Raw genomic sequence first — 24881 nt, forward strand, 5'->3', positions numbered from 1 at the left:
ATATACGCATAAAAATCATGAAATACACAAAAACCACAGGCAATTTGCCTGCGGTTAGGTTTCGAGTTTTAAGTTTAGAGTTTAAGATAGATGTTGTTGTACTAATTTGTTTACTAGAGAACCATCCGCTTTACCTTTAACTTTAGGCATTAAAGCTCCCATAACTCGGCCCATATCTGCTTTGGATGTTGCATTGACTTCTTCAATCGTTTGTTTAACGATTTTAGAAATGTCTTCTTCTGAAAGTTGCTCAGGCATATATGCCTCTACGTATACTAGTTCGGTGCGGACTTTATCCACGAGATCTGAACGACCTGCGTTTTCAAACTCCTGGAGGGAGTCTTTGCGTTGTTTTAATTCGCGAGAGAGCACTGTCAATTCTTCATTATCTGTTAAATCTTGTCTCTGCTTCAGAGCTTCGTTTTGAATAGAAGCTTTCAGCATCCGAATAACAGATAGTTTGTCCTTTTCCTTGTTCTTCATCGCTTGTTTCATATCATTATTTAAACGCTCGAGAAGACTCATCTTTCCACCCTCTCTTAGAATTTACGTTTTCTTGCAGCTTCAGACTTTTTCTTACGTTTTACGCTTGGTTTTTCATAAAATTCACGCTTCCTAGCTTCCTGAAGCGATCCTGCTTTAGATACAGTACGTTTGAAACGACGAAGAGCATCTTCAAGCGATTCGTTTTTACGAACGACGGTTTTAGACATCTCTTTCCCTCCCTCCGAAAACAACACACTAACTCAAGTTGTCAACATGTTATACATGTACTAAACAATTATAATATATCATCTTTATCAGGTCAACCAATAAAATCAAACTTATTTTGAATATCATCACGTTATTATCATAATTTTTCACTAAACAATTATGCAACTTGCATGAAAATCCAATTTATAGCATGTCTCCCGTTAATGGGCCATAAGCTTACTAAGGGGTGACAGTCATGCATGAGCTATTTTTATTCCTTTTATTCATTGCGATATTTTTGGCAGGTATGTCAGTTTTACGAATCGGACTGTTCAATATGTCCGGTGCAGCATTAAAAACTTTTCTTTCAAAGGTTACGGATAAGCCCTGGAAAGGCTTCTTGGCCGGAACCATCTTTACGGGGATCCTGCAGAGCAGCTCGGCGGTCATGGTCATGACGGTCGGCCTCGTTTCCGCAGGAAGCTTAACGTTCCCGCAAACAATCGGGATTATTCTTGGAACGAATATCGGATCCACCTTTACAGCAGAGTTCATGACCTTCTCTTTGGATCGTTGGATCATTCCCGGTGTCTTAAGCGGCGCTTTCCTTTGCTTCATGCCAAAAGCATTACCGAGAAGCTTAGGGATGTCCCTGATCGGAATCTCGGCCATCTTCGCGGCGATGAGTGGTTTTAAAACGCTTTCGACACCGATTGCAGCCTATCCATCCATTCAGACGATCATCCATTACATAGAGGGCCATATGAGTTATGCCCTATTAGCAGGGATATTATTGACAGCACTCATTCACTCCAGTTCGGTAACCATCGGGATAGCCATGAGCTTTTTGATGAATGGGGAGTTATCCGTCTCCTCCGCAATCATCATCATGCTCGGATCGAATATAGGCACTTGCATCACCGGATACATGGCCAGCATCGGTTCTGGTAGACAAGCCGCCTTCACAGCTTATGCACATATTTGGCTAAACGTCATCGGGGTTGCCGCATTCCTGCCTTTTGTGGACATCCTGGAAAGCACAGCTGCCTTTTTCACCGAAAACAAGGGGACACAGCTCGCTCATGCCAGTGTCATTTTCAATATCTTGAATTCTTTGGCCGTCTTGCCATTCGCACGGCAATTCTCCAACCTCATTCTTATGGTGCATCGGCCACACTTAAAAAAATAAGGAGCTGTCCAAAAGTCGTTGGCAACTGACTATGGGACAGCCATAAATAAGATATACATAACCTAAACGCATAGATATTAAGGGCGGTAAACGATTTCAGCTAATCTTTTTATAATTAGTTTTATGGTTTAATAAGCTCAAACCACTCAATATAACAGCAGCTACTATCAAAACGATCATACCTTTACTAGAGAAAGAAGTTAGATAAAAAAACGTTACTGCCATTATAAATAGAACGGTTATTAAAGTGTTATATACCCAAAATTTCACCATATATTTCACCACTCATCGTAAGTAGTTTTAGTTTTACCTTTATAATTTTTTTCCTTATAGTGCACTGTTTTAATTATACCAATCTTACCAGATTTCGTATTCCTTTTCACGTAAGATTTATAAGAAGCGTATCCGTATAATTCTTTCACACCTAATGCAGTTGCTGAAAGGAAGGAAGGTATCCCAACTCCAGGAATAAGACCACCAGCACTAACGGCCGTTATACCAATGAATACCCCTTTTGATCTATCTTTATTACTAAACATTAATTTATAACTTGTAGGTAAAGTAGATCTGGACATACATTTGTATGCTGGATAACATGCTTCTGCTTTTTTAGGTACAGCCATTGAAACGCTAATTAAAGAAAAAGCTAATGTTATTGATAAAAGTAAATTAAAAACCCGTTTTTTCATTTTCCTCCCCCTGTTTATGTATTTAATATAAGCACGTTTACTCCCCTCTTTTCCCCCTACTATCTATTAAATCCACAATAAGCTTATTTTTGAATTTATGGGTTCCAAAAATGACAAGTACAAATCCAGAAATGATACGAGGCCACCTTTTTCAGGAAGAAATAGGGGCAATGCACAAAGGCATGGGATATAACCAGTTCAATTACAATCCGATTAACTTATGGAAGTAATAATAAAAAAGGCGGAGAAAAATATTTTATTTTTCTCCGCCTTTTTTATTTTCAGGGACTTATTATACGTCCCTTTTTAAAATCAATAATCGGAATCAGCCGTTAAGCCCTTTACGATGGAGACACCTGCACTCGCTCCAATTCTTGTTGCACCAGCTTCAATCACTTTCTGGGCATCGCTCGTGTTGCGGACTCCGCCTGAAGCTTTGACACCGATATCCGGGCCAACCGTTTTTCTCATAAGCGTGATATCTTCAACAGTCGCTCCGCCGGTCGAAAAACCAGTTGATGTTTTCACATAATCCGTTCCGGCTTTTACGGCCAATTCACATGCACGGACTTTTTCTTCATCAGTCAATAAAGAAGTTTCAATGATCACTTTTGAAAGAGCCTTACCAGTGGATGCCGCTACAACAGCACGAATATCCCGCTCTACCAACTCATCATCCTTGTCCTTCAATGCGCCGATATTGATCACCATATCGACTTCGTGAGCGCCATTGGAGATGGCGTCTTTCGTTTCAAAAGCTTTGGTTTCCGGTGTGGTTGCACCTAGAGGGAAGCCGATAACCGTACAAACTTTCACTTCTGAACCTTCCAAAAGTTCGCTTGCATATTTCACCCAAGTTGGGTTTACGCATACGGAAGCAAAGTTATACTCTCTCGCTTCTTCGCATAATACCTTTATTTGCTCTTTGGTTGCATCTGCTTTTAATAACGTGTGGTCAATTAAACCTGCTACATTTTGTGACATTAATAAATCCTCCTCAAAAACAATCTATAACTAGTTGTACGTACCTCTCATGATACCATAGTTTATCCACTTTGACGATATATATAGTCTTTACCCGAATGTACCAAGATAACACATCTAAAAGAGGATAAAAAAAAGACAGCGGTTTACCGCTGTCTTAGATATTGGATGCTTGTTGCAACGGAAAATCCTTCACGACCGTCACGAACTGTCCTTCACTAAATGGATAGCCAGACTTTGTAATTTTCACTTTGACGATTTCGCCAACCATTTCTTCCGAAGCAGGGAAGACGACTTTCATGTAATTATCGGAATAACCCTCATAAAGTCCATTTTCCAACTTCGTTTCAGGAATGACTTCAAGAACTTCCCCCTCGAATCGGGAGGCGTACTCTTTTGCCAGCTGATCCGACAAAGTGATAAGGCGGTGGACACGTTCATTTTTGACCTCTTCATCCACTTGATCTTCCATACGGGCAGCCGGAGTCCCTGTCCGTTTTGAATAAGGGAAAACATGAAGTTCGGAGAATTTATATTTTTCTATAAAGTTATATGTCTCCATGAATTCATCTTCGGTTTCACCTGGGAAACCTACGATGACATCAGAGGTAACTGCAAGACCCGGAAGTGCAATTTTCAACTTTTCGATTCGATCACCGAAGAAATCCATCGTATATTTACGTCTCATCCGTTTTAGCACTGTATCGGAACCCGATTGGATTGGTATATGCAAATGACGTACCACTTTTTTCGAATTCGTCAGCACTTCAATGATCTCATCTGTAATTTGGCTGGCTTCAATGGATGAAATTCGGATACGCTTCAGCCCATCGACTTTTTCCAAGTCCCGCAGCAGCATCGCCAAATTATAGTCTTTTAAATCGTCTCCGTAGCCGCCAGTATGAATTCCGGTGAGGACTAGCTCTTTATAGCCTGCCTCGACAAGCTGTTCAGCCTGGTGAACGACTTCTTTTGGATCGCGGGAACGCATCAAGCCACGAGCCCAAGGGATGATGCAGAAAGTGCAGAAATTATTGCAACCTTCCTGAATCTTAAGTGAAGCGCGCGTACGGTCTGTAAAAGCAGGTACATCCAACTCTTCGTAGACACGGTTTTTCATGATATTTCCTACGGCATTGATTGGTTCACGTTCAACCTTGAATTGCTCAATGTAATCAAGGAGTTTAACCCTATCTTGTGTTCCTACAACAATATCCACACCTGGTATGGCCATGATTTCTGCCGGCGATGTCTGTGCGTAACAACCCGTTACCGCTATGACGGCATTCGGATTTTTACGAATGGCACGACGGATGACCTGACGGCTTTTCTTATCGCCAGTGTTTGTCACCGTGCATGTGTTGATGACATATACATCTGATGTATTTTCAAACTCAACACGATCATATCCCCCAGTTTTGAATAATTGCCATATAGCCTCTGTTTCATAATGATTCACTTTACAGCCTAATGTATGGAAAGCGACCGTTGCCATTTTTCATCACCTCAAAAGTTCTACATGATAAGAAACAGCGGATAGTGCATATAAAGGTGCTGTTTCAGTTCTTAATATTCTTGGTCCAAGACCGCAAGCCATAAAACCGGCATCAGTCAGTTTTTCAATTTCCTTATCTGCTAAACCACCTTCAGGCCCAAATACGAATAGGATGGATTGCCCAGCGGTAATATCATTCAAGACAGAAGCGAGTACAGAAGTTTCCCCCCGTTTTGCTTCTTCCTCAAAAGCGATTAATTTATGATCGAATCCAGAAGCATACCCAGCAAGCTGATCTACCGTCATCGGTTCCTTGATGGTAGGCATAACCGTACGGTGGGATTGCTCAGCCGCCTCTTTTGAAATCTTCTGGAGCCTCTCCAATTTCTTACCTACCTTTTTGTGGTCCCATTTTACCACCGAACGAGCAGCAATAAAAGGGATAAATTCAACGGCACCCAGTTCAGTACCCTTTTGAACGATATATTCCAACTTATCCCCTTTAGGCAGACCGCTCGCTATCACTACCCTCACAGGAAGTTCCTTTTCTTCATTCTTCCATTCGGTAACGGTCCCTATAACAGCATCATCAGTAATTTCCGAAATTTCCGCGACCGCCGTCATACCATTACCTTTCACCGTGATGATCCGCTCCCCTGGTCCCATTCTCATCACCCTGGAGATATGGTGAAAATCATCGCCTGATATCGTCACCGTGTTTCCATTGATGTCTACTTCGTTAAGAAAATACCGTTGCACACTGCCACCTACTTCGTCTAGTCTAAAAAAACTCACAGGCTAACAGTCAGGAATCCAGAATGCAAGCCGTGCAAAGATTCAAGCTAAAAAAAGGTACTCTGACTATCCAAATACCCGATAATCAGAGTAACTTTTTCAATTAATTATTTCTTTTCGCGATTATTGCCACCCAATCTTCCATCAAGATCGTTTCTTCAACGGTGAAACCAGATGCTATAATCGCATCCTTCACATCTTGTTTCTTAGTTTGAATGATTCCTGAGGCGATGAAATATCCGCCAGGTTTAACCACTTTCGCTACATCATCCGTAAAACGCATGATCACTTCGGCAAGAATATTAGCCACGACGATATCCGCTTGTTCATTCACACCATCCAGCAAATTGCCTTGTGAAACGGTCACTTTATCCTGCACGTTATTTAGTTCCACATTTTGTATGGCTGACTGTACTGCCACTTCATCCAAATCAAGGGACTGAATTCGTTTTGCGTCCAATAATGCAGCTGCAATGCTTAGAACACCGGAACCCGTTCCAACATCAACGACTAAATCCCCAGGCCGTACTGTACGTTCCAGCGCTTGGATGCACATGACCGTCGTCGGGTGTGTTCCCGTTCCGAAGGCCATGCCTGGATCAAGTTCAATGATCAATTCGTCGCTGCTTACTGGAGTGTAGTCTTCCCATGTTGGCACGATGGTAAAACGTTCGGATATTTTGACGGGGTTATAATATTTTTTCCAAGCCGTCGCCCACTCTTCTTCATTCACTTCGCTAATTGAAACAACATTTTTCCCAAGGTCTATATCAAAAAGGAGGAGAGTATTGATTGATTCCTTAATAGCATCAATGGTATCGCCAAGAAAGCTGTTAACGGGCAGATAAGCCTTAATAACTACACCTTCATTCGGATAATCATCTGGGTTTAAGTGGTAGATTTCGCCAAAAACGTTTTCACGTTCCTTGACTAATTCTAGAGGATCCTCAATGACAACACCACTCGCACCTGCCTCATGAAGAATATTCGAAACAGGTTCAACCGCTTCATTCGTTGTTTGGATTGCAAATTCAGACCACTTCATAATCTACCAACTCCCAATTTGTTCTTTTACTTTTATTCACCTATCTTTAAAAGCACGCTTTACTTTTGAGAAAAAGCCATCTTCTTGTTCATCAACACCTTGCCCGCTGATATCACTGAACTCACGTAGCAGGTCCTTTTGTTTTTCCGTTAATTTCTTAGGGGTGACCACTAATACGACCACATGCTGATCTCCTTGGCCATATCCTCTGACATTCGGAACACCTTTCCCTTTTAAACGGAAACGAGTGCTTGTTTGTGTACCTGCTGGAATCTTCAGCTTCACTTTACCATGCAGCGTCGGAACTTCTATTTCATCCCCTAATGCTGCCTGGGCAAAAGTAACCGGCATTTCACAATAAATATCATCGCCATCCCGCTCAAAGAATTCATGGCTGCGCACATGGAAGACTACATACAGGTCTCCTGCCGGACCGCCATTGATTCCTGGCTCACCTTGGCCGGTTACACGCAACTGCTGGCCATCATCAATTCCTGCTGGCACCTTGACTTGAATCTTTTTACGTTTTTGGACTTTCCCGTCGCCGCCGCATGTTGAACATTTATTAGGAATGATTTTTCCTGTTCCTTGACAATGGTGACATGCTCTCCGGTTCACAATCCTTCCGAACGCTGTGTTTTGTTCAACATTCAATTGACCGGTTCCATGACAATGTGAACAGTTTTCCACTTTTGTACCTGGTTTAGCACCGGATCCTTTACATGTATCACAATTCTCTTCACGCGGAATTTCGATCTCAGTATCTTTTCCGAATGCAGCTTCTTCAAAAGAAAGTGTCATCGTATACTGTAAATCCGCACCTTGACGCGGCGCATTAGGATCTCTTCTGCGTCCGCCGCCACCAAAGAAGCTACTGAAAATATCTTCAAAACCGCCGAAACCGCCAAAGTCCTGACCGCCAAAGCCCTGATTGGGATCTGTATGCCCGAATTGGTCATAATGTGCCTTTTTCTGCTCGTCACTCAACACTTCGTAAGCTTCCTTGATTTCCTTGAATTTATCCGCAGCATCGTCAGCTTTATTAATATCAGGGTGATATTGTTTTGAGAGCTTTCGATACGCTTTTTTGATTTCATCCTTCGAAGCACTCTTCGAAAGGCCTAACACCTCATAATAATCGCGTTTACTCATATCTAAAATCCACTCCCGATTCGATTCACATAAAGGTAATATTATCACTGAACGAAGATAATAATCAACTAGAAAAGTACAAACGGCTTTAACACATTTTTGTAAATGCTATTGCCAGCCCCAATTTGCACATATTTTTCTCTAAAATCCACGATTCCCCATCAGTGATTGTAGCACTTCCCGACAATGATTCAATCCACTGTAAAAAAAGCCAAAGTCAAGATAACCTGACTTTGACTTTTTTACAATGGCAGGCAGAAATACTGCCCAATATATCAGTGGCCCGATTGGGCCACTTTTTATTTTTTCTCTTCTTCGTTAACTTCAGTGTATTCAGCATCCACCACATTATCGTCTTGAGCAGACTCTCCAGCACCGGCTTCGCCAGCTTGCTGAGCTTTTGCCGCTTCTTCATAAAGCTTCATTGTCAAAGCTTGAACGATTTCGTTTAGCGCATCTTTTTTCACGCGGATTTCTTCAAGCTCATTTTTCTCGATTGCAGCTTTCAGTTCATCCTTCGCTTCATTCGCTTTTATTACTTCCGCTTCGTCCACTTTGCCTTCTAGATCTTTTAGCGTTTTTTCCGTTTGGAAAACTAACTGATCAGCTTCGTTACGAAGTTCAACTTCTTCTTTACGTTGCTTATCGCTATCGGCATTTTCTTCCGCTTCACGTACCATGCGTTCGATCTCTTCATCAGAAAGTCCTGAAGATGATTTGATAGTGATCGCTTGTTCTTTGTTCGTACCAAGATCTTTCGCACGAACATTCACGATACCATTTTTATCAATATCGAATGTTACTTCAACTTGTGGAACTCCACGCGGTGCCGGCGGAATGTCACTCAATTGGAAACGACCAAGAGTTTTGTTATCCGCTGACATTGGACGCTCACCTTGAAGGACATGGATATCAACTGCCGTTTGATTATCAGCCGCCGTCGAGAATACTTGTGATTTACTTGTCGGAATCGTAGTATTACGGTCAATCAGTTTCGTGAATACTCCGCCCATCGTTTCAATTCCAAGTGAAAGTGGAGTTACATCAAGAAGGACAACGTCTTTAACATCCCCTGTTAATACGCCACCTTGAATTGCAGCACCCATAGCAACAACTTCATCAGGGTTTACACCTTTGCTTGGTTCTTGACCGATTTCCTTTTTGATTGCTTCAACAACCGCAGGAATACGAGTAGATCCACCAACAAGGATTACTTTGTCGATTTCAGATGCTGAAAGACCAGCATCTTTCAATGCTTGACGAGTTGGTCCCATAGTACGTTCCACAAGCCCTGTAGAAAGCTCATCGAATTTAGCTCTAGTCATCGTTACATCCAAGTGAAGCGGACCAGCGTCTCCAGCTGTGATGAATGGTAAAGAAATTTGAGTTGACGTTACGCCGGAAAGATCTTTTTTCGCTTTTTCAGCTGCATCTTTCAAACGTTGAACCGCCATTTTATCTTTTGAAAGGTCGATTCCGTTTTCTTTCTTGAATGCTTCAACTAGGTAATCGATGATGACTTGGTCGAAATCATCCCCACCTAGACGGTTGTCACCAGCTGTGGACTTAACTTCGAAAACGCCGTCTCCAAGTTCCATGATCGACACGTCAAATGTACCGCCGCCAAGGTCGAATACAAGGATCGTTTGATCTTCTTCCGTTTTATCCAAACCGTATGCAAGTGCTGCAGCTGTTGGTTCATTGATGATACGTTCCACTTCAAGACCGGCAATTTGACCAGCATCCTTAGTTGCTTGACGTTCTGCATCATTGAAGTAAGCAGGTACTGTGATAACCGCTTTAGTAACTTTCTCGCCAAGATACTCTTCAGCGTATGATTTCAAGTATTGAAGGATGATTGCAGAAACTTCTTGAGGTGAGTATTCTTTTCCTTCAATTACTTCTTTATGATTGGTACCCATATGACGTTTAATGGAAATGATCGTGTTAGGGTTTGTAATCGCTTGGCGTTTTGCCACTTCCCCTACTTGCCTTTCTCCATTTTTGAATGCCACTACGGATGGTGTTGTACGGTTTCCTTCTGGATTCGGGATTACTTTTGGTTCCCCGCCTTCAAGTACAGATACACAAGAGTTTGTTGTACCTAAGTCAATACCAATAATCTTGCTCATAGTTTCACTACCTCCCAATTATTTATATGTAAAAATCCTATTCGTTCACTTTTACCATTGCAGGTCGAATCACACGGTCTTTAAGAAGGTATCCTTTTTGGAATTCCTCGACGACGATGTTCGAACCGAAGTTTTCATCTTGAACTTGCATGACCGCTTGATGCAAACGCGGATCGAACTCTTCGCCAACCGAACTGATCGGTTCGATGCCTTCTTTAGTCAATGCATCAGTAATCGCTTTATAGACCATTTCCATGCCTTGAAGCAAGGATTTCGTCTGTTCATTTTCCGCTTCGATTTTTGTAGCTCTTTCAAAATTATCAAGAGCCTCCACTAAATCACTAGCAATACTTTGAACTCTATATTTTTGAGCCGCCTCCATATCAAGCTTGGCACGGCGTCTTGAATTATCAAAATCGGCCTGCAGACGAAGATAACGGTTATCCATTTCTTCGATTTTCGCCTCAAGTTCAGCAATCTTTTCATGAGCCAATTGAAGTTCATCTTTTTCAACCGGACCATGGTTTTCTTCCGCTGGAATTTCTTCTTCAGCGAAAACTGCTTCTGCAGCGCTTTCCTCGATTGTTTCATTTTCCAATGTTTGTTTTTCGTTTTTATTTTCTGTCACAATCTCACCTCCCTAAAAGGGTTATACAATTTATGCTAAAGTAATATGCCAGGCCACGGAATATGCTCCTCCGCCACCTTAACAATATTACCTTTGCTACTATTTTTGATACAGTTTTGTCATCAGGGCCGTTAAATCCTTCGAAAAGAACGAAAGCAAACTGATCACTCTCGAATATTCCATTCTCGTTGGACCCAATATGGCCAATGTGCCCACTTGCTCCTGCCCGATTGAGTATGTTGCCGTTATCAAACTGCAGTCATCGAGCACTGTGTTTTGATTTTCACGGCCAATCTTGACGTGGATGCCCGATGGATTTTGAGTAATGAGTTCATAAAACCCCTGTTCCTGCTCAATCATCGATAAAAGCGTGCTTACTTTAGCAATATCATGGAACTCCGGCTGCCTCAGCATATTCGTTTTCCCGCCGAAAAATATTTTTTCGGGCTTTGTGTCCGTCAGCGTCTCCGCAAGGACGGAGACCATCGATCCATAGTTATGGATATGGCGGCTCAACAGAACTGCCACTTCCTTATAGATCTTATCCTTTAGATCAACTAGCGGAACATCGACCAAACGGGAATTCAATATGTTCACCATCTTTTCAATTTCGTTTATATCAAAAGAAGGCGGTAAGGAAATCATTCGATTTTCCACATGACCTGTATCCGTAATAATGATGGCTATTGCCGTTTCGGAACTTAAAGGAATGATCTGGATTTTTTTCAGCTTATGCTCATTCACTTTTGGCCCGAGTACAATCGCCGTATAATTCGTCAGTTCCGAAAGTATTTTCGCTGACTTCTGAACGATCTTTTCCAATTCATAAATTCGTTCAACAAAAACTGATTTTAATATCTTCATTTCATTCTTTTTCGGAGCTTGAGGAGAAAGTAAATGATCCACATAATATCTATACCCTTTTTCAGAAGGGATCCTACCGGAAGAAGTATGGGTTTTTTCTAAAAATCCCATTTCTTCAAGATCAGACATTTCGTTGCGAATTGTGGCAGAGCTGAACGTAATTTCATCTTTCTTCGACAAGCTTCGTGACCCGACTGGCTGGGCAGAATGGATGAAATCCTCGATTATCACTTGTAGAATCAATAATTGACGATCAGTTAGCATGTATGATCACCTCTGTTAGCACTCTGTCTCATCGAGTGCTAATATACTAATAAATTATCAAATGAAGCTTATGATGTCAACAATGAAAACCGCTAATTCATCGTTAAAATAACATAGATTTCTTTCAGTCGGAATCAATAACGCCTAAAAATGATTGGAACACTTCATTTCCTAGCAGTTTGCCCCGCTCAGTCAAGCGCACGAACCCGCCTTCCACCTTAAGCAGACCCTTTGCCGATCCTTCTTCGAGCGGTTTCCTGAAAATCTCCGTCATTTCAACAAAAAATTTATTCTTGAAGATTTCCAATGAAACACCTTCTGTTTTTCGGAGCCCCAAAAACATCTCCTCTTCCATCCGTTCATGAAGAGGTACCTGATGTTCCTCCAGTACAGGCAGCTCGTTCGCCAGCAATGGTTTAATATATTTCTTCACAGGCCCATGATTGGCCACCCTTTTACCTCCAGTATATCCATGTGCACCGGCACCAATTCCATAATACTCCACATTATCCCAATATGTCAGGTTGTGCCTGCTTTCAAACCCAGCTCGGGCAAAATTACTGATTTCATATTGATGCAGACCATGCTTCTCCATCTCTTCCATCAGCCTCTCATACATCGAAGCCTCGAGCTCCTGCGGCGGCAGATTTAATTTACCCCTTCGCATCTGATTATAAAAAACCGTCTTCGGCTCAACGATCAATGAGTAGCTGGAATAGTGCGGCAATTGAAGGGCAATCGCCTTATCCAGCGTATCTTGGAAATCCTCCATCGTTTGGCCCGGCAATCCATAAATCAAGTCGATGCTGATATTCGTAAAGCCCACATCTTGTGCCAAATGAATCGTTTCATATACTTCAGATGCCCGGTGAGTCCGGCCGATTCGTTTTAATAATTCATCATTGAAGCTTTGCACTCCAAAGCTTAATCTATTGACACCTGACTGATAAAGTATCTCGAGTTTTTCCCTCGAAAGATCCCCTGGATTGGCTTCGAATGTATATTCAGCCTTTTTTGGATCAAAAGGCAAGGTTTCATTGATTGCTTCACATAAAAATGCAAGCTGCTTTTCATCTAGAGAGGTCGGTGTCCCCCCACCTACGAAAACCGTATCTAATCCGGCAGTCGGGTATTTGGAAAGCTGCATACCCATTTCCCTTTTCATCATCTGTAAATATTCGTCAACCGGCTGTCCCTGCAAAAATACTTTATTGAAATCACAATAGTGACAAATATGTTCACAAAATGGGATATGGAGGTAGGCGCTTTTAATCATTGTGTTCACAACCTTTTAATCGAATGAGTCGATAGAAAAAGAGGCTAGATCTCCTCTACCCTCTTTTTTCTATCTATCGTTTATTTTATTTATTTCTTGGGTGTCGTATCATCCATTTTCAAAACAGCCATGAAAGCTTCTTGCGGAACTTCAACGGAACCTACCTGTTTCATCCGCTTTTTACCTTCTTTCTGTTTTTCGAGCAACTTACGTTTACGGGAAATATCGCCGCCGTAACATTTAGCCAATACGTTTTTGCGCATTGCACTAATCGAGGAACGAGCCACGATTTTTTGCCCGATTGCTGCTTGGATCGGCACTTCAAATTGTTGTCTCGGAATCAGTTTCTTCAATTTTTCAACAATCACTTTACCGCGTTCATAAGCAAAGTCCTTGTGAACGATGAAACTTAAAGCATCGACAGTTTCAGAATTCAGCAAGATATCCATCTTCACAAGCTTGGACGGTTTATAGCCGATCATCTCATAATCGAATGAAGCATAGCCTCTTGTATTGGATTTCAATTGATCGAAGAAATCATACACGATTTCCGATAATGGTATTTCGTAATGAATGCTTACACGAGTCTCATCAATATATTCCATATCAATGAAGTTACCGCGTTTATTTTGACAGATTTCCATGATCGCCCCGACAAACTCCGTAGGTGCCATCATCGTTGCTTTGACATATGGCTCCTCGACCCGTTCGATCTTTTGAGCATCCGGCATATTCGACGGGTTATCCACTTTCAGGACCGTTCCGTCTGTTTGGACCACATCATAAATAACACTCGGTGCAGTGGTGATCAGATCGATTTTGAATTCACGTTCAATCCGTTCCTGGATAATTTCCATATGAAGAAGTCCAAGGAATCCACAACGGAAACCGAAGCCCAATGCTTGCGATGATTCCGCTTCGAACTGCAGCGCTGAATCGTTCAATTCCAATTTCTCCAACGCATCCCGTAAATCATTGAATTTCGATGCGTCAATTGGGTATAAACCGCAATATACCATCGGATTCATCTTCCTGTAACCCGGCAATGGTTCTGTCGCACTATTCACAGCGCTGGTAATCGTATCACCAACAGTCGTATCACCAACGTTTTTAATGGCTGCAGTAAGGAAACCTACATCACCGACGTTCAGTTCATCCAACAGCTGGGTCTTAGGGTTGAAGACACCCAATTCGGTAACATCGAATTCCTTGCCAGTGGACATCATTTTGATTTTGTCGCCCACTTTAATGGAACCCTCAACAACACGGATATAGGCAACTACACCGCGGTACGCATCAAACAGTGAATCGAAAATAAGCGCCTTGAAAGGAGCATCGGGATCACCTTGTGGAGCTGGAACCAATTCAACTACCTGTTCCAAAATCTCCTCGATTCCGATTCCCGCTTTAGCCGAAGCCAAGACTGCATCGGAAGCATCCAATCCGATCACTTCCTCGATTTCTCCACGTACCCGTTCCGGATCCGCACTCGGCAAATCAATTTTATTGATGACCGGTAGGATTTCCAGATTGTTGTCCAATGCTAAATACACGTTTGCAAGCGTTTGGGCCTCAATCCCCTGTGCCGCATCGACAACAAGGACAGCACCTTCACACGCTGCAAGGCTTCGTGACACTTCATACGTAAAATCGACATGTCCCGGTGTATCAATAAGATGGAAAATATATTCTTCGCCATCTTTTGCGTTATATTTCAGTTGAATCGCATTCAATTTAATCGTAATTCCACGCTCACGCTCTAAATCCATGGAATCCAACAGCTGACTCTTCATTTCACGCTGAGTCATGGCGTTCGTTTTTTCAATGATACGATCCGCCAATGTAGATTTACCATGATCAATATGAGCGATGATGGAAAAGTTACGAATCTTTGATTGTCTTTTTAATTTTTCTTCTCTATTCATGACGTTCACTCCCACTAGTCGACACAATACACTATTTTTTATTATATCAATAGAAAATGCAAGATTCAACAGAATAGTTACAAAAGAAGCATCATTGCAGGGCCTTGGATAAAAAAAGGCTGCATTCCGGATTCGGATGCAGCCTTTTGGCAGGGCACACTCAACTTATTTCATACTAAATCATATCAATAAGTGCTTGAAAGGCACTTGATATGGTCTCTCCAAGCGTTTTGCCGATCGATGAGAAAAAGTTGAAGGCTTTCATTTCTTCAAGCTTTTCTTTTTTCGTCTCCAAATCATGACTCGTTACTTTTTCGCCAAGGATATCCGCTTCCATCTCCCCTTGGTCCGTTTGGTTAATAATGAATGCACTATTCAAAGAGGGATCTTCATACCCCTTCATTTTTTTCATCCCGTCGTTCGCTTGCTGCATCCCGATTAGAACACCTAAAAATAATACGAGCACAATCCCTGTACATTTCAACCAAAATCGAACCATGATAAGAGAACTCCTTTCAAATTACTTCGCTTCCGAATCCCCGGTTGTGTTATCCACTGCTTTGGCATCCCAGTAAAATTCACTGAAAACATCGGTAAAGGCATCAACGGTCAAGTACATTTCCTCGAAAGTATTATCAACACCGCCAATTTCAATAAGCATGGCATTGCCTGATAAATCCTGATTATATATACCATTATGGCTAGATCCGCCCTGTTTCATAACCCCTCGTGAAATACCTGGGTATTTTTTCTCCAATGCTTTATGAATCTTATTGGCAAGCGCCGCATTTTTTTCAAAGTTCGGGTTATTCCCCCCGATCACGAAGGCGATCTTGGCATACTCTTTACCTTGGATCGTAATTGTCGTATGTTTTTTCCGCTTTGAGTCGCGGTGAATATCGATCAGGTATTCTAAATCTTTATTATTGGCCAATGCCGTCTCGACTGACTTTCGGGATTCTTGATAGGATTTGGCATAATTCAATCCTTTATTATTCAGATTTCCCATGATATCCGTTTTATCGAGCGAGGAGCCAATCCCCTTATCAGCCAAATCTTCAACCATCCGTTCCCCGAGTTTCGTAATATTGATTTTCGAATGGTAGGCTAGGTCGGGATTGGTCACTCCTTTTAAATAGGGAAGATATGACTCCCGGTTATGGCTATGGTATATCTCGACCACTTTCCGTCCATTGGTCGTTTGTTTCGGCTGATCGGCCACTCCTTTTTCCGGTTCTTCAATCTCATCCAGGTTTTGCAGGGATGCATCCCTTTCTTCATTCAGGACGTCTACTGGCGGTGAGGATTCGTATGGCATATTCGTATAATTCGTTCCTTCCCCAGCAACGAGGATTTCATTATCAAAAATCGAAAAGCCAGGAAGTTCCCTGCCAAGTAAACTTCGCGGGTCCTCAAGTGAAATGTTGGTCGAGACTTTTATCAATTGATTCGTGATCATCGATTCCTGTTTACCTTCCGGCAGGGCATTAAAAAGATAATGATTTTCATTGGCCAGCATCGAGAACAGCATTTTTCCCGAGAATTGGTTGGCTACAGTATGTACGGAATTAGAAGATATCCGATACTCCGGTCTTAGGGAAGTCATGACCCCACTGACTGAAAAAACAAAAAGAAGCAAGGCGAGAATACCTAGAAAAGTTTTTATTATTGTTGATCCGTGAATGGCTGTTATGATTCCTGGGGAATTTCTTCTTTTCATCTTTCCACCCTCTCTATAGCTTGTCTATTAATACCTATGACTTTGCTAGAAAGGGTAGAACACCATTTTTGGGCACTGAAAGTGATTTAACGGGTATAGTAGCCGGTATTATCTTGATTTATTGAATGATGCAAGGCTGCATTTAACCCATTGGCTATCAAATTGGCCATATCCTCAATGAAAACATCGACTTCTTTCGGTGTAACCATTAAATTTTGACCAAGCGGTGACAGTACCTCATAAATCAATTTCCGTTTCTCTTCATCAGGGAGGACACCTATCATTCCCAAGAAGGTTTGGCGCTCCTTTTCACCTGGCATATCCTCTTCCGTCAGCTTTGTACGCTTCCCAAAACTGAATCCAGCGGGTGCCAACGAACGTGATGGTCTGTCCCCTTCATTCAGTTCCTTGCCAAAGTGCTTCAAAATATAATCTATCGTATCGCTGGCAATTGATACGGCATCCACGACAGTAGGTATTCCAATTGCTATAACAGGAACTCCCAGTGTAGCCTGGCTCAATTCTTTTCGTTTATTTCCAACACCAGACCCTGGATGGATGCCTGTATCCGTAATTTGAATCGTGGAATTCACCCGTTCGATCGAACGGGCAGCCAATGCGTCAACGACGATCAGGAAATCAGGATTACTTTTTTCGATGACTCCTTTTATGATGTCACTCGTCTCGATTCCCGTAATCCCCATTACCCCGGGGGAAATCGCACTGACCGGCCGATAGCCTTCCTTAACGGACTCCGGCTGCAATTCGAACAAATGTCTTGTGACTACAAGGTTCTCAACGACTGCAGGCCCAAGAGCATCGGGAGTTACATTCCAATTACCAAGACCGACAACCAAACAACTGCTTTCTTTGGTTATTTTATTCCGTTTCAAGAAGTAAGCCAGTTCGTTGGCGAACACCTTTTCCACCCGTTGCTGCGTATCCGTGTCCTGCTGGCGGATCCCCTGCACTTCGATGGTCAAATAGCTTCCCTGCTTCTTGCCGATTTCTTTTTCACCCTCAGCCGTGACCTCGACTAAGGATACCTTGAGATCATCCACATCTTTTTCCTTAATAATGACCCCTTCGATACGGGATACATCCACTTCCTCTACAACACCTTTATGTTCAAGGGCAATTTCCTTTGCTTCAATCGCCAAATCTGTACGAATTCCGTATTCACTAAGGTCCAAATTATTTTCCATAACGGCCTCCTGATGTTTGAATTGTATCTAATCTAGTATTTTCAATAGTCTCTCTTAAACATTCTGTCATTTTTGCTTTTTTATTATTCATTTTTTTGGTACAATGAGTAATGACGAGATGAATTTATTCCCGAAATTATAATTCCTTTTCGATTCTCAATCTGAAGTATTGCATATTTATGAGCAGTCTGATAGAATATCACTTGTGCTATTTGATATGGATTTGAAAAGTCGAGTTCATATAATCTCGATTTCTTTGTAGGAGGTGAACGGAATGCCAAACATTAAATCTGCTATTAAACGTGTAAAAATTAACGACAAAAAACGCGTTCATAACATTACTGTTAGATCAACTATGCGTACTACAGTGAAAAACGCTGAAGTTGCATTAGCTGGTGAAAACGTTGAAGCTGCTAAAGAAGCTCTTTTATCAGCTGCTGTGAAATTAGACAAAGCTGCATCTAAAGGATTAATCCATAAAAATGCGGCAGCCCGTAAAAAATCTCGTTTAGCGAAAAGACTTAACGCTCTTAACGCATAATGACAAAAAATTAAACGATCCAATCGGATCGTTTTTTTTGTGCCGTTTTTTCATAAAAAAGGTGACAGGATACCTGCCACCTTTTTTATCATCTAATTTTTAAAAGCAACAGCTCAAGCGTGATCGCCTTATCGGCTTGGCCGGTCTTCATTTTATAATCCGCTTCCGCTAAGTCGTTCATGATGCTCAACAGCTCGCGTTCCTGGAATTTCCCAGTCTTTTCAAGTGCCAGCTTTACCCTGTAAGGATGCACCTTCAGTTGACCTGCAATTTTTTGCTGGCTATACCCCTGACGGGAAAGCTCCTTCACTTGATACATGAGCCTGACCTGACCTGCCATGACACTCAAGATCTTGATCGGCTCTTCATTCTGCCTGAGAAGATCATGCAGTATCGTCATGGCACTCTCCATCTTTCGCTGTAACACATGATCAACAAGCGTGAAGATATTCTGTTCAAGGGATTTAGCGACCAGCTTTTCCACTACCTCGACCGTAATGTGTTTATCAGCTTCTGCATAAAGCACCATTTTATCTAGTTCATTCGTCAGCATCATCAGATTCGTTCCTGCAAGTTCAAGTAAAAGCTCTGTAGCCTGTTCATCTATTTGGACTGAAGAAGCTTCGACCCTCTCCTTCACCCACCCCTTTAACTCATGATCACCAAGCTTCTTCGCTTCAACGAGAACTGCCTTACGCTTCAGTTCCTTGGTGATTTTTTTCCGTTCATCCAGTTTCTCATAAGGTGCAGTCAATACGACAATAGAATAAGGAACCGGGTCAGCCAAATACGCTTCCAGTCTTTTAACATTATGTTCAACTTTTGACTTCGTCTTTTCAGCTGTCAAAAAAAATGGGTTTTGCATGAAAACAAGGCGCCTTTCCCCGATAAATGGGAGGGTTTCGACATCATCAAGCGCAGTTTCAACAGGCGTCTCTTCTAAATCAAATTGAGAAAAGTTAAAATCCATCTCATCTTCGTGAAGGATATTCTCGATCAATAGCTGCTTCGTTTCATTAATTAGATAGGCTTCCGTCCCATATAACAAGTATACTGGCGCGAATTGCCCTTTTTTTATGCTTTTCCAAACGTCTAATACCAATAGAATCCGCCTCTTTACTATGTATTCTTCTCTAATGGTATAGGTGGATGGACCATTTGACAAGCTATAAAGGGAACTAGCCCTTTAAAAGGGCTAGTTCCGGATCTATATGAACACTTTCAAGAAAGGCCCGGGTAATCTTCCTTAAAAGCGGGTAGAGTATTCATGTAGAACAAAAAATGAGCTTTTCTTTTTCGCTTGCTTTGTTTGTACTTTTATTTTGACCTCAAAGTCCCAAACTATTTGTGACAACTCTTGTCAGTAAAGGAAATGAAGGAATGTAGCCTGTAGATTTTTTTTTGGTAATGTTTTATACTATTAGCAGAAATAGGAGGGGTAAATAATGAACGAATTCGAAAAGAATGTTCAATCAAAGACAGATGACGTCGCTGATTCCGCTATAGGATTCATCGGTTCTTTTGTATTTTTCGCTGCCATGTTCACCATAGCTGTCGTCATTAAAGCTGTCGGATCCTGATTTCATTAACTACATGCACTTATTTTTCCTGATGGAGGCTGCCGCTGCAGTCTCTTTCTTTTTGATTTTCTACATACTATGGGAGAGTCTTCCGAAAGGTTCCACTGCTTTTGTAATACTTGTAAATAATAGAACCATCCTCGTCAGTCCTGAACACCTTTATGCCATTTCCCTCCAGATTCCCAATTACGTCTCCATGAGGGTGACCGTAGCCATTATCTTTTCCAACTGAAATAAGCGCCGCTTTCGGCTGTAGCTGTTCAAGGAAGGGCATGGAAGAAGACGTTTTACTGCCATGGTGTCCAACCTTCAAGATATCTACCTGCAACTGCGGAAATGTGCTCAATAGTTCCTTTTCCCCCTCTTCTCCCATATCGCCAGTAAATAACCATGACAATCCCCCAAGCTCCGTGAATAGAACTATGGATGAATCATTCTTATTCTCTTCTTTCTCATATGGACTTAACACAGCAAACGGCGCTCCACCCGCCACCCAATGGTCCCCCCTTTTCAGGACGGTCATTTTCATTTTTTTATCTCTTGCAATGGACACAAAATCCATATCCCTGTATTGCTCTTCACTCCAGCCTCCAATGATGATCTCTCCAACTTTAAAATTTACAATTAATTCTTTTGCACTTCCCATATGATCTGCATCAGGATGGGTTAAAATGAGTTTGTCCAATTGGTGGATTCCCTTACTTTTCAATAATGGAATAATGATATCATCCGCGGTGTTGAACTTCTTTCGCTTTTTTGCCCACGTGTCGATTGGAAATGTAATTTGCCCACCCGTATCAATCAAATAATTACCGCGATTGAACGGAAGGACAATTAAAATGGAGTCACCTTGTCCAACGTCGATGATCTGCACTTCACCAAAAGGTGAGAACCTTTGTAAATTATATTGCAAAAGTAAAAGGACAATTAATATACCGCACCAGAATTTACTTTTTTCAAAAGATACATCCCAAGTCAGGTATAACCCTAAAAGGGAAATAACAAGTAATGCCATCATGATGAAAGATGGTTTACCAAACGGAATGGAGGCCAGCGGCAAATCCGATGCTGCATCCGCGGCTTTATTGCAGAGTACGAAGGTGAAATTCAATAATGATATGAGGGGTTGCCCCAAGGAAGGCAGTAATAAATGAATAAGGAGGGAAATCAGTGAAAATGGCAGCAATATGATGGAATAAAGCGGAACATACAATACGTTCAGAAACACGCCAAGAAAGGATACTTCAAAAAAGTGAAAAAGCAAAATCGGAAGGGCTGTCAATTGGCAGATGGAACTGATGATGAATAGCTGCGTTATTTTCTTCGGGTATTGCAAGAAAATGCTTGAAGACATGATAATGGAGAAAGTGACTGCGAATGAAAGCTGAAAACCTATATCATAGAGCATATTAGGCCGAAAAAACAATAGTGCCATATAAACCGATCCGATTGCGGCACCCGCCGAGATCCGCTTCTTGAATAGCAGGAGTAGAAAGAAAAGCATAGCCATTAAACAGGATCTCACCACTGATGGACTGGCACCTGAAAGTAACATGTAAACAGGAAGGAAGATTAAAATGGCCACTATCATTCTTTCCCGTGTAATCCCAACCCTGATGCCGAAGTAAAATAACATCCCCGTTAAAAAACTGACATGAAGACCGGAAATAGCTAGTAAATGAACCAAACCCAACCGCTGATAATTAGTAAGGTCGCCTTCATCTATATATGTCTGGTCACCGAATATAAGAGCTGTGACAAAACCGCTCGACTCTTCCGGAAAGTGTTCTCTAATATACGTAATTCCCTTCAGGCGCAGATTACGAATCGAAACTAGAATAGAGTTTCCACCCTCTTTGCATTCTTGAAATGAAATGGAATCCGCTTTGAATATCCATTGGATGCCTTGACGCAAAAGATAACCCTGGTAATCGAAACTGTTTTCATTCCTGTTTTTATCGGGAACTTGCAATGTCCCTTCAGCCGGACATGATAAACCGATTCGCAGAAACTGACTCAGCTTTTCCTGTTCCAGTTCGGAGGTGATTTTATAACGAAGCACTAGCCGTTCGCCTTTCTCACTGCCCACGAATCCTTTTAATGAATTTCCATCTATATTCGGTTGGTCGGTAAATGTGATGATAAATTGGCTCTCCGTGCCATGATAGGCAGTTTTGATTCGGTGATCGGAGAAGGAGGCGGCCCCTAAAAATATCCCCATGATCACCAAATGAAAACTAAGGGCCTTCACACTTAACCCCACCAAAAAATAAAGGAAACAGAGAAAAATAAGGATAATGATCAGCAGCATTACATTTAAATAAGAATGGGCCGTAACACCATATGTGGCCGAAACGGCTAGTAAGATAAGATGTCTAGCCATGCCTGCCCCCGTCCTATTTAATTTTCAAATATCTGATTGGCCTGCTTTTCCAGCTCCACTAAATCTTCTTTTCCCATGCCTGTTCGTTCAAGTTGAGCTAGCAATGAGAATACAAAGTCCTTTTTTTGCTTTCCATTAACATCGATGGTCCCTTTTGCTTCAACCTTCTCGGTCTTTACACCAGCCTGTTTAAATAATTCCAGAGCATATGGATGATTTTTGTAATCCTCCGCATAATAAACAGCCTTGATGCCAGCTTGGATGAGTGATTTACAGCACTGAAGACACGGAAAGTGCGTCACATATATTTCCGCCCCATCCGTAGGCACCCCAAATTTCGCGCATTGTAAAAGTGCATTCATTTCTGCATGGATCGTTCTGACACAATGATTATCAATTACATAACAGCCGTCATCAATACAATGCGTCCCTCCCGCAATGGACCCATTATACCCCCCTGCAATGATTCGGTTGTCCCTGACGATCGTCGCCCCTACAGTGAGGCGTGTACATGTGCTTCTTAAAGCTAATAAATGGCTTTGCGCCATGAAATATTGGTCCCAACTAATTCTGTTCATGTTGTATCCCCTTACCACTAGAATGATTTTCTTCAATTTTACCCTCTTCCTGTCCATTTGTGTAGCATATTCAATCATTCATTTCACCGAAATGGAATCCCGTAACCTTTCAAACGTCTTATCGCCGATTCCCGTTACCTTCTTCAATTCATCGACTTCCTTGAATTTCCCTACCGTTTCCCTATATTCCAGGATCGCATTCGCTTTGGATGGCCCAATTCCCGTCAATGTTTCCAAATCTTCCTGTGTAGCAGTATTCAAGTTCACCAGTCCTCCTGACGTCCCCCCAGAAACGGCATCCCCAGACGACCCGACTTGCATATTCTCCAAGTACCCCTTGTCTTCTTCACCTATTTCCGGAACATAAATGACCATTTGGTCTTCGACAATTTGGGCAAAATTCACTTTATCCTTATCAGCCTTGTCCGTAAAACTGCCCGCAGCCGAGATCAAATCAATCACCCGGTCACCTGCCTGTGCTGTAAATATGCCTGGGGACTTGACCGCTCCTTTAACGTCTACTTTAATGATCACAGGTTCGGTATTCGTTTGATTTTCACTTTGTTCAATTTCAGCTTCTTTTGCAGCAATGGAAAATATATCTTCCGGATCAGCCGGATTATCCCCTTGTTGCAAAAAAAAGTAAATGCCCGCTGCCACAAATGCCACGGCAACGGTAATCATCGCCATTTTCTTTTTTGAAATCCCTTCCATTTCTTTACCTCCTTGTTGGGTTTCGCACAATACATTGTCATAGGACAGATTAAAAATACATAGTGTTTTTAGGAGTATCAATCGCTTTAAGTGAGAGGAGTTGATCGGAATTGAAGAAAATCGGTGTTATCGGAACCGGAAATATGGGTACCATTCTAATCGAGGCATGGCTGGAGGCAAAAATATTGAATCCGGCAGATCTAATCATTACAAATCGCACACTTTCCAAAGCATTGGTGTTGAAAGAGAAACACCCTGGTATCAAGGTTGCGGAAAGCGCAGCCGAAATCGTCCAACAAGCGGACTTTATCTTTCTTTGTGTAAAACCATTACAAATTAACAGCCTATTACAAGGCATCAAACATCATATAAAAAGGGATCAGCTGGTTATTTCCATAACAAGCCCGGTTTCAGTCTCCCAGCTTGAATCGGCAGTGAATGCCCCCTGTGCCCGTTTTATACCGAGCATAACGAACCGTGTGGGTTCAGGGGTATCGTTACTGAGTTTCAGCAAGAGCTGCAGTAAGGAGAAAATGTCAGCTTTATATGAATTGGCCTCCGCCATATCGGCACCGGTCATCATTGAAAATGATATCACCCGGGTAGCTTCCGATATCGTCAGCTGCGGTCCTGCCTTCTTCAGCTATTTAGCGCAAGCTTTTATTGACGCGGCTTGCCAAACGACGAAGATCGATAAAGAAACCGCTACGACTTTGACTGAAAACATGCTGGTTGGCTTAGGGGAACTGCTTGGTAAAGGAGTTTATACATTGCCGACCTTACAGGAAAAGGTTTGTGTAAAGGGTGGAATAACGGGTGAGGGGATTAAGGTTTTGGAAGCTGAAACCGGGGAAATGTTCCATCATCTTTTTCAAGCGACACATGAAAAGTTTGCAGAGGATCTATTCGAAGTTGAAAAGCAGTTCGGCCATCCTTATTAGTATTCGTAATCTATATCTCATTTCCTTCTAAAAATAAAAAAAAAGAAGAGGTCAGACCACCACTCGTACGTGTGTTGTACGACGGAGA

24 protein-coding genes are annotated in these 24881 nt (G+C 42.0%); 4 read left to right on the forward strand and 20 right to left on the reverse strand.

The window, feature by feature from the left end; genetic code table 11:
* Positions 1-81: 81 nt before the first annotated feature.
* Both NYE63_RS19350 and rpsU read right to left on the reverse strand, forming a co-directional pair.
* Positions 82-525: a GatB/YqeY domain-containing protein gene (locus tag NYE63_RS19350; RefSeq protein WP_342602331.1), complete on the reverse strand. Its 444-nt coding sequence runs from the start codon at positions 523-525 to the stop codon at positions 82-84.
* Positions 526-539: 14 nt separating this feature from the next.
* Complete coding sequence (rpsU, locus tag NYE63_RS19355; protein WP_028391853.1) at positions 540-713, reverse strand: 30S ribosomal protein S21; 174 nt, start codon at positions 711-713, stop codon at positions 540-542.
* Between the two features lie 236 nt (positions 714-949).
* On the opposite strand from rpsU, the gene NYE63_RS19360 reads away from it, so the two are divergent.
* Positions 950-1882, forward strand: coding sequence for a Na/Pi symporter (locus tag NYE63_RS19360; RefSeq protein ID WP_342602332.1), 933 nt, complete (start codon positions 950-952; stop codon positions 1880-1882).
* A 278-nt stretch (positions 1883-2160) separates the two neighbouring features.
* Here the strand turns inward: NYE63_RS19360 and NYE63_RS19365 are convergent, their stop codons facing one another.
* From NYE63_RS19365 to gpr, 14 genes are all read right to left on the reverse strand, one after another.
* Positions 2161-2571, reverse strand: coding sequence for a hypothetical protein (locus NYE63_RS19365; protein ID WP_342602333.1), 411 nt, complete (start codon positions 2569-2571; stop codon positions 2161-2163).
* 312 nt (positions 2572-2883) lie between these two features.
* Positions 2884-3555 carry a deoxyribose-phosphate aldolase gene (gene deoC / locus NYE63_RS19370; protein ID WP_063233000.1) on the reverse strand — a complete coding sequence of 224 codons (672 nt, stop codon included), beginning with the start codon at positions 3553-3555 and terminating at the stop codon, positions 2884-2886.
* Positions 3556-3712: 157 nt separating this feature from the next.
* The gene (mtaB, locus tag NYE63_RS19375; protein WP_063232999.1) at positions 3713-5050 is read right to left on the reverse strand and encodes a tRNA (N(6)-L-threonylcarbamoyladenosine(37)-C(2))-methylthiotransferase MtaB; all 1338 of its coding nucleotides are present in this window, start codon (positions 5048-5050) and stop codon (positions 3713-3715) included.
* A gap of 6 nt (positions 5051-5056) precedes the next feature.
* The gene (locus NYE63_RS19380; protein WP_342602334.1) at positions 5057-5809 is read right to left on the reverse strand and encodes a 16S rRNA (uracil(1498)-N(3))-methyltransferase; all 753 of its coding nucleotides are present in this window, start codon (positions 5807-5809) and stop codon (positions 5057-5059) included.
* 139 nt (positions 5810-5948) lie between these two features.
* Positions 5949-6890 carry a 50S ribosomal protein L11 methyltransferase gene (gene prmA / locus NYE63_RS19385; protein ID WP_342602335.1) on the reverse strand — a complete coding sequence of 314 codons (942 nt, stop codon included), beginning with the start codon at positions 6888-6890 and terminating at the stop codon, positions 5949-5951.
* Positions 6891-6926: 36 nt separating this feature from the next.
* Entirely contained in the window at positions 6927-8042 is a 1116-nt protein-coding gene (dnaJ, locus tag NYE63_RS19390) for a molecular chaperone DnaJ (RefSeq protein WP_063232996.1), read from the reverse strand.
* 299 nt (positions 8043-8341) lie between these two features.
* On the reverse strand, positions 8342-10174 hold the full coding sequence (gene dnaK, locus NYE63_RS19395; protein WP_342602336.1) for a molecular chaperone DnaK: 1833 nt from the start codon (positions 10172-10174) through the stop codon (positions 8342-8344).
* 37 nt (positions 10175-10211) lie between these two features.
* Entirely contained in the window at positions 10212-10802 is a 591-nt protein-coding gene (gene grpE / locus NYE63_RS19400) for a nucleotide exchange factor GrpE (RefSeq protein ID WP_342602337.1), read from the reverse strand.
* A 99-nt stretch (positions 10803-10901) separates the two neighbouring features.
* Positions 10902-11930, reverse strand: a complete 1029-nt coding sequence (gene hrcA / locus NYE63_RS19405) for a heat-inducible transcriptional repressor HrcA (RefSeq protein ID WP_342602338.1) — start codon at positions 11928-11930, stop codon at positions 10902-10904.
* A gap of 124 nt (positions 11931-12054) precedes the next feature.
* Positions 12055-13206, reverse strand: a complete 1152-nt coding sequence (hemW, locus tag NYE63_RS19410; protein ID WP_342602339.1) for a radical SAM family heme chaperone HemW — start codon at positions 13204-13206, stop codon at positions 12055-12057.
* 89 nt (positions 13207-13295) lie between these two features.
* A complete protein-coding gene (lepA, locus tag NYE63_RS19415; RefSeq protein WP_148359206.1) occupies positions 13296-15131 on the reverse strand; it encodes a translation elongation factor 4 in 1836 nt (611 codons plus the stop codon).
* A gap of 175 nt (positions 15132-15306) precedes the next feature.
* On the reverse strand, positions 15307-15630 hold the full coding sequence (locus NYE63_RS19420; protein WP_342602340.1) for a YqxA family protein: 324 nt from the start codon (positions 15628-15630) through the stop codon (positions 15307-15309).
* 21 nt (positions 15631-15651) lie between these two features.
* Positions 15652-16851 carry a stage II sporulation protein P gene (locus NYE63_RS19425; RefSeq protein WP_342602341.1) on the reverse strand — a complete coding sequence of 400 codons (1200 nt, stop codon included), beginning with the start codon at positions 16849-16851 and terminating at the stop codon, positions 15652-15654.
* Positions 16852-16937: 86 nt separating this feature from the next.
* Positions 16938-18056 (reverse strand): GPR endopeptidase, encoded by a 1119-nt coding sequence (gpr, locus tag NYE63_RS19430; RefSeq protein WP_342602342.1) that lies wholly within the window; start codon positions 18054-18056, stop codon positions 16938-16940.
* A 274-nt stretch (positions 18057-18330) separates the two neighbouring features.
* Here gpr and rpsT point away from each other — a divergent pair, with 274 nt between their 5' ends.
* The gene (rpsT, locus tag NYE63_RS19435) at positions 18331-18597 is read left to right on the forward strand and encodes a 30S ribosomal protein S20 (RefSeq protein ID WP_342602343.1); all 267 of its coding nucleotides are present in this window, start codon (positions 18331-18333) and stop codon (positions 18595-18597) included.
* Between the two features lie 88 nt (positions 18598-18685).
* On the opposite strand, the gene holA is transcribed toward rpsT, so the two are convergent.
* Positions 18686-19699 (reverse strand): DNA polymerase III subunit delta, encoded by a 1014-nt coding sequence (holA, locus tag NYE63_RS19440; RefSeq protein WP_342602344.1) that lies wholly within the window; start codon positions 19697-19699, stop codon positions 18686-18688.
* Between the two features lie 343 nt (positions 19700-20042).
* Between holA and NYE63_RS19445 the strand changes: the two genes are divergently transcribed.
* Positions 20043-20177, forward strand: a complete 135-nt coding sequence (locus NYE63_RS19445) for a YqzM family protein (RefSeq protein ID WP_034308559.1) — start codon at positions 20043-20045, stop codon at positions 20175-20177.
* A gap of 76 nt (positions 20178-20253) precedes the next feature.
* Here NYE63_RS19445 and NYE63_RS19450 read toward each other — a convergent pair whose 3' ends face one another.
* From NYE63_RS19450 to NYE63_RS19460, 3 genes are all read right to left on the reverse strand, one after another.
* Complete coding sequence (locus NYE63_RS19450; protein ID WP_342602345.1) at positions 20254-22560, reverse strand: DNA internalization-related competence protein ComEC/Rec2; 2307 nt, start codon at positions 22558-22560, stop codon at positions 20254-20256.
* A gap of 17 nt (positions 22561-22577) precedes the next feature.
* Positions 22578-23138 carry a ComE operon protein 2 gene (locus NYE63_RS19455; RefSeq protein ID WP_342602346.1) on the reverse strand — a complete coding sequence of 187 codons (561 nt, stop codon included), beginning with the start codon at positions 23136-23138 and terminating at the stop codon, positions 22578-22580.
* A gap of 78 nt (positions 23139-23216) precedes the next feature.
* On the reverse strand, positions 23217-23852 hold the full coding sequence (locus tag NYE63_RS19460) for a helix-hairpin-helix domain-containing protein (RefSeq protein ID WP_342602347.1): 636 nt from the start codon (positions 23850-23852) through the stop codon (positions 23217-23219).
* 110 nt (positions 23853-23962) lie between these two features.
* Between NYE63_RS19460 and comER the strand changes: the two genes are divergently transcribed.
* The gene (comER, locus tag NYE63_RS19465; RefSeq protein WP_342602348.1) at positions 23963-24793 is read left to right on the forward strand and encodes a late competence protein ComER; all 831 of its coding nucleotides are present in this window, start codon (positions 23963-23965) and stop codon (positions 24791-24793) included.
* Positions 24794-24881: the final 88 nt, after the last annotated feature.

Source organism: Peribacillus sp. FSL E2-0159, from assembly GCF_038643155.1.
In the GTDB taxonomy this organism is placed as follows: Bacteria; Bacillota; Bacilli; order Bacillales; family DSM-1321; genus Peribacillus; species Peribacillus simplex.

What these genes read in the sequence shown, in the direction of transcription:
- rpsU (WP_028391853.1), bottom strand. Translation starts at nt 713, where the DNA reads ATGTCTAAAACCGTCGTTCGTAAAAACGAATCGCTTGAAGATGCTCTT.
- NYE63_RS19445 (WP_034308559.1), top strand. Translation starts at nt 20,043, where the DNA reads ATGAACGAATTCGAAAAGAATGTTCAATCAAAGACAGATGACGTCGCT.
- dnaJ (WP_063232996.1), bottom strand. Translation starts at nt 8,042, where the DNA reads ATGAGTAAACGCGATTATTATGAGGTGTTAGGCCTTTCGAAGAGTGCT.
- mtaB (WP_063232999.1), bottom strand. Translation starts at nt 5,050, where the DNA reads ATGGCAACGGTCGCTTTCCATACATTAGGCTGTAAAGTGAATCATTAT.
- NYE63_RS19455 (WP_342602346.1), bottom strand. Translation starts at nt 23,138, where the DNA reads ATGAACAGAATTAGTTGGGACCAATATTTCATGGCGCAAAGCCATTTA.
- NYE63_RS19365 (WP_342602333.1), bottom strand. Translation starts at nt 2,571, where the DNA reads ATGAAAAAACGGGTTTTTAATTTACTTTTATCAATAACATTAGCTTTT.
- rpsT (WP_342602343.1), top strand. Translation starts at nt 18,331, where the DNA reads ATGCCAAACATTAAATCTGCTATTAAACGTGTAAAAATTAACGACAAA.
- NYE63_RS19460 (WP_342602347.1), bottom strand. Translation starts at nt 23,852, where the DNA reads ATGGAAGGGATTTCAAAAAAGAAAATGGCGATGATTACCGTTGCCGTG.
- lepA (WP_148359206.1), bottom strand. Translation starts at nt 15,131, where the DNA reads ATGAATAGAGAAGAAAAATTAAAAAGACAATCAAAGATTCGTAACTTT.
- NYE63_RS19450 (WP_342602345.1), bottom strand. Translation starts at nt 22,560, where the DNA reads ATGGCTAGACATCTTATCTTACTAGCCGTTTCGGCCACATATGGTGTT.
- deoC (WP_063233000.1), bottom strand. Translation starts at nt 3,555, where the DNA reads ATGTCACAAAATGTAGCAGGTTTAATTGACCACACGTTATTAAAAGCA.
- gpr (WP_342602342.1), bottom strand. Translation starts at nt 18,056, where the DNA reads ATGGAAAATAATTTGGACCTTAGTGAATACGGAATTCGTACAGATTTG.
- dnaK (WP_342602336.1), bottom strand. Translation starts at nt 10,174, where the DNA reads ATGAGCAAGATTATTGGTATTGACTTAGGTACAACAAACTCTTGTGTA.
- hemW (WP_342602339.1), bottom strand. Translation starts at nt 13,206, where the DNA reads ATGATTAAAAGCGCCTACCTCCATATCCCATTTTGTGAACATATTTGT.
- NYE63_RS19360 (WP_342602332.1), top strand. Translation starts at nt 950, where the DNA reads ATGCATGAGCTATTTTTATTCCTTTTATTCATTGCGATATTTTTGGCA.
- NYE63_RS19425 (WP_342602341.1), bottom strand. Translation starts at nt 16,851, where the DNA reads ATGAAAAGAAGAAATTCCCCAGGAATCATAACAGCCATTCACGGATCA.
- NYE63_RS19420 (WP_342602340.1), bottom strand. Translation starts at nt 15,630, where the DNA reads ATGGTTCGATTTTGGTTGAAATGTACAGGGATTGTGCTCGTATTATTT.
- prmA (WP_342602335.1), bottom strand. Translation starts at nt 6,890, where the DNA reads ATGAAGTGGTCTGAATTTGCAATCCAAACAACGAATGAAGCGGTTGAA.
- NYE63_RS19350 (WP_342602331.1), bottom strand. Translation starts at nt 525, where the DNA reads ATGAGTCTTCTCGAGCGTTTAAATAATGATATGAAACAAGCGATGAAG.
- hrcA (WP_342602338.1), bottom strand. Translation starts at nt 11,930, where the DNA reads ATGCTAACTGATCGTCAATTATTGATTCTACAAGTGATAATCGAGGAT.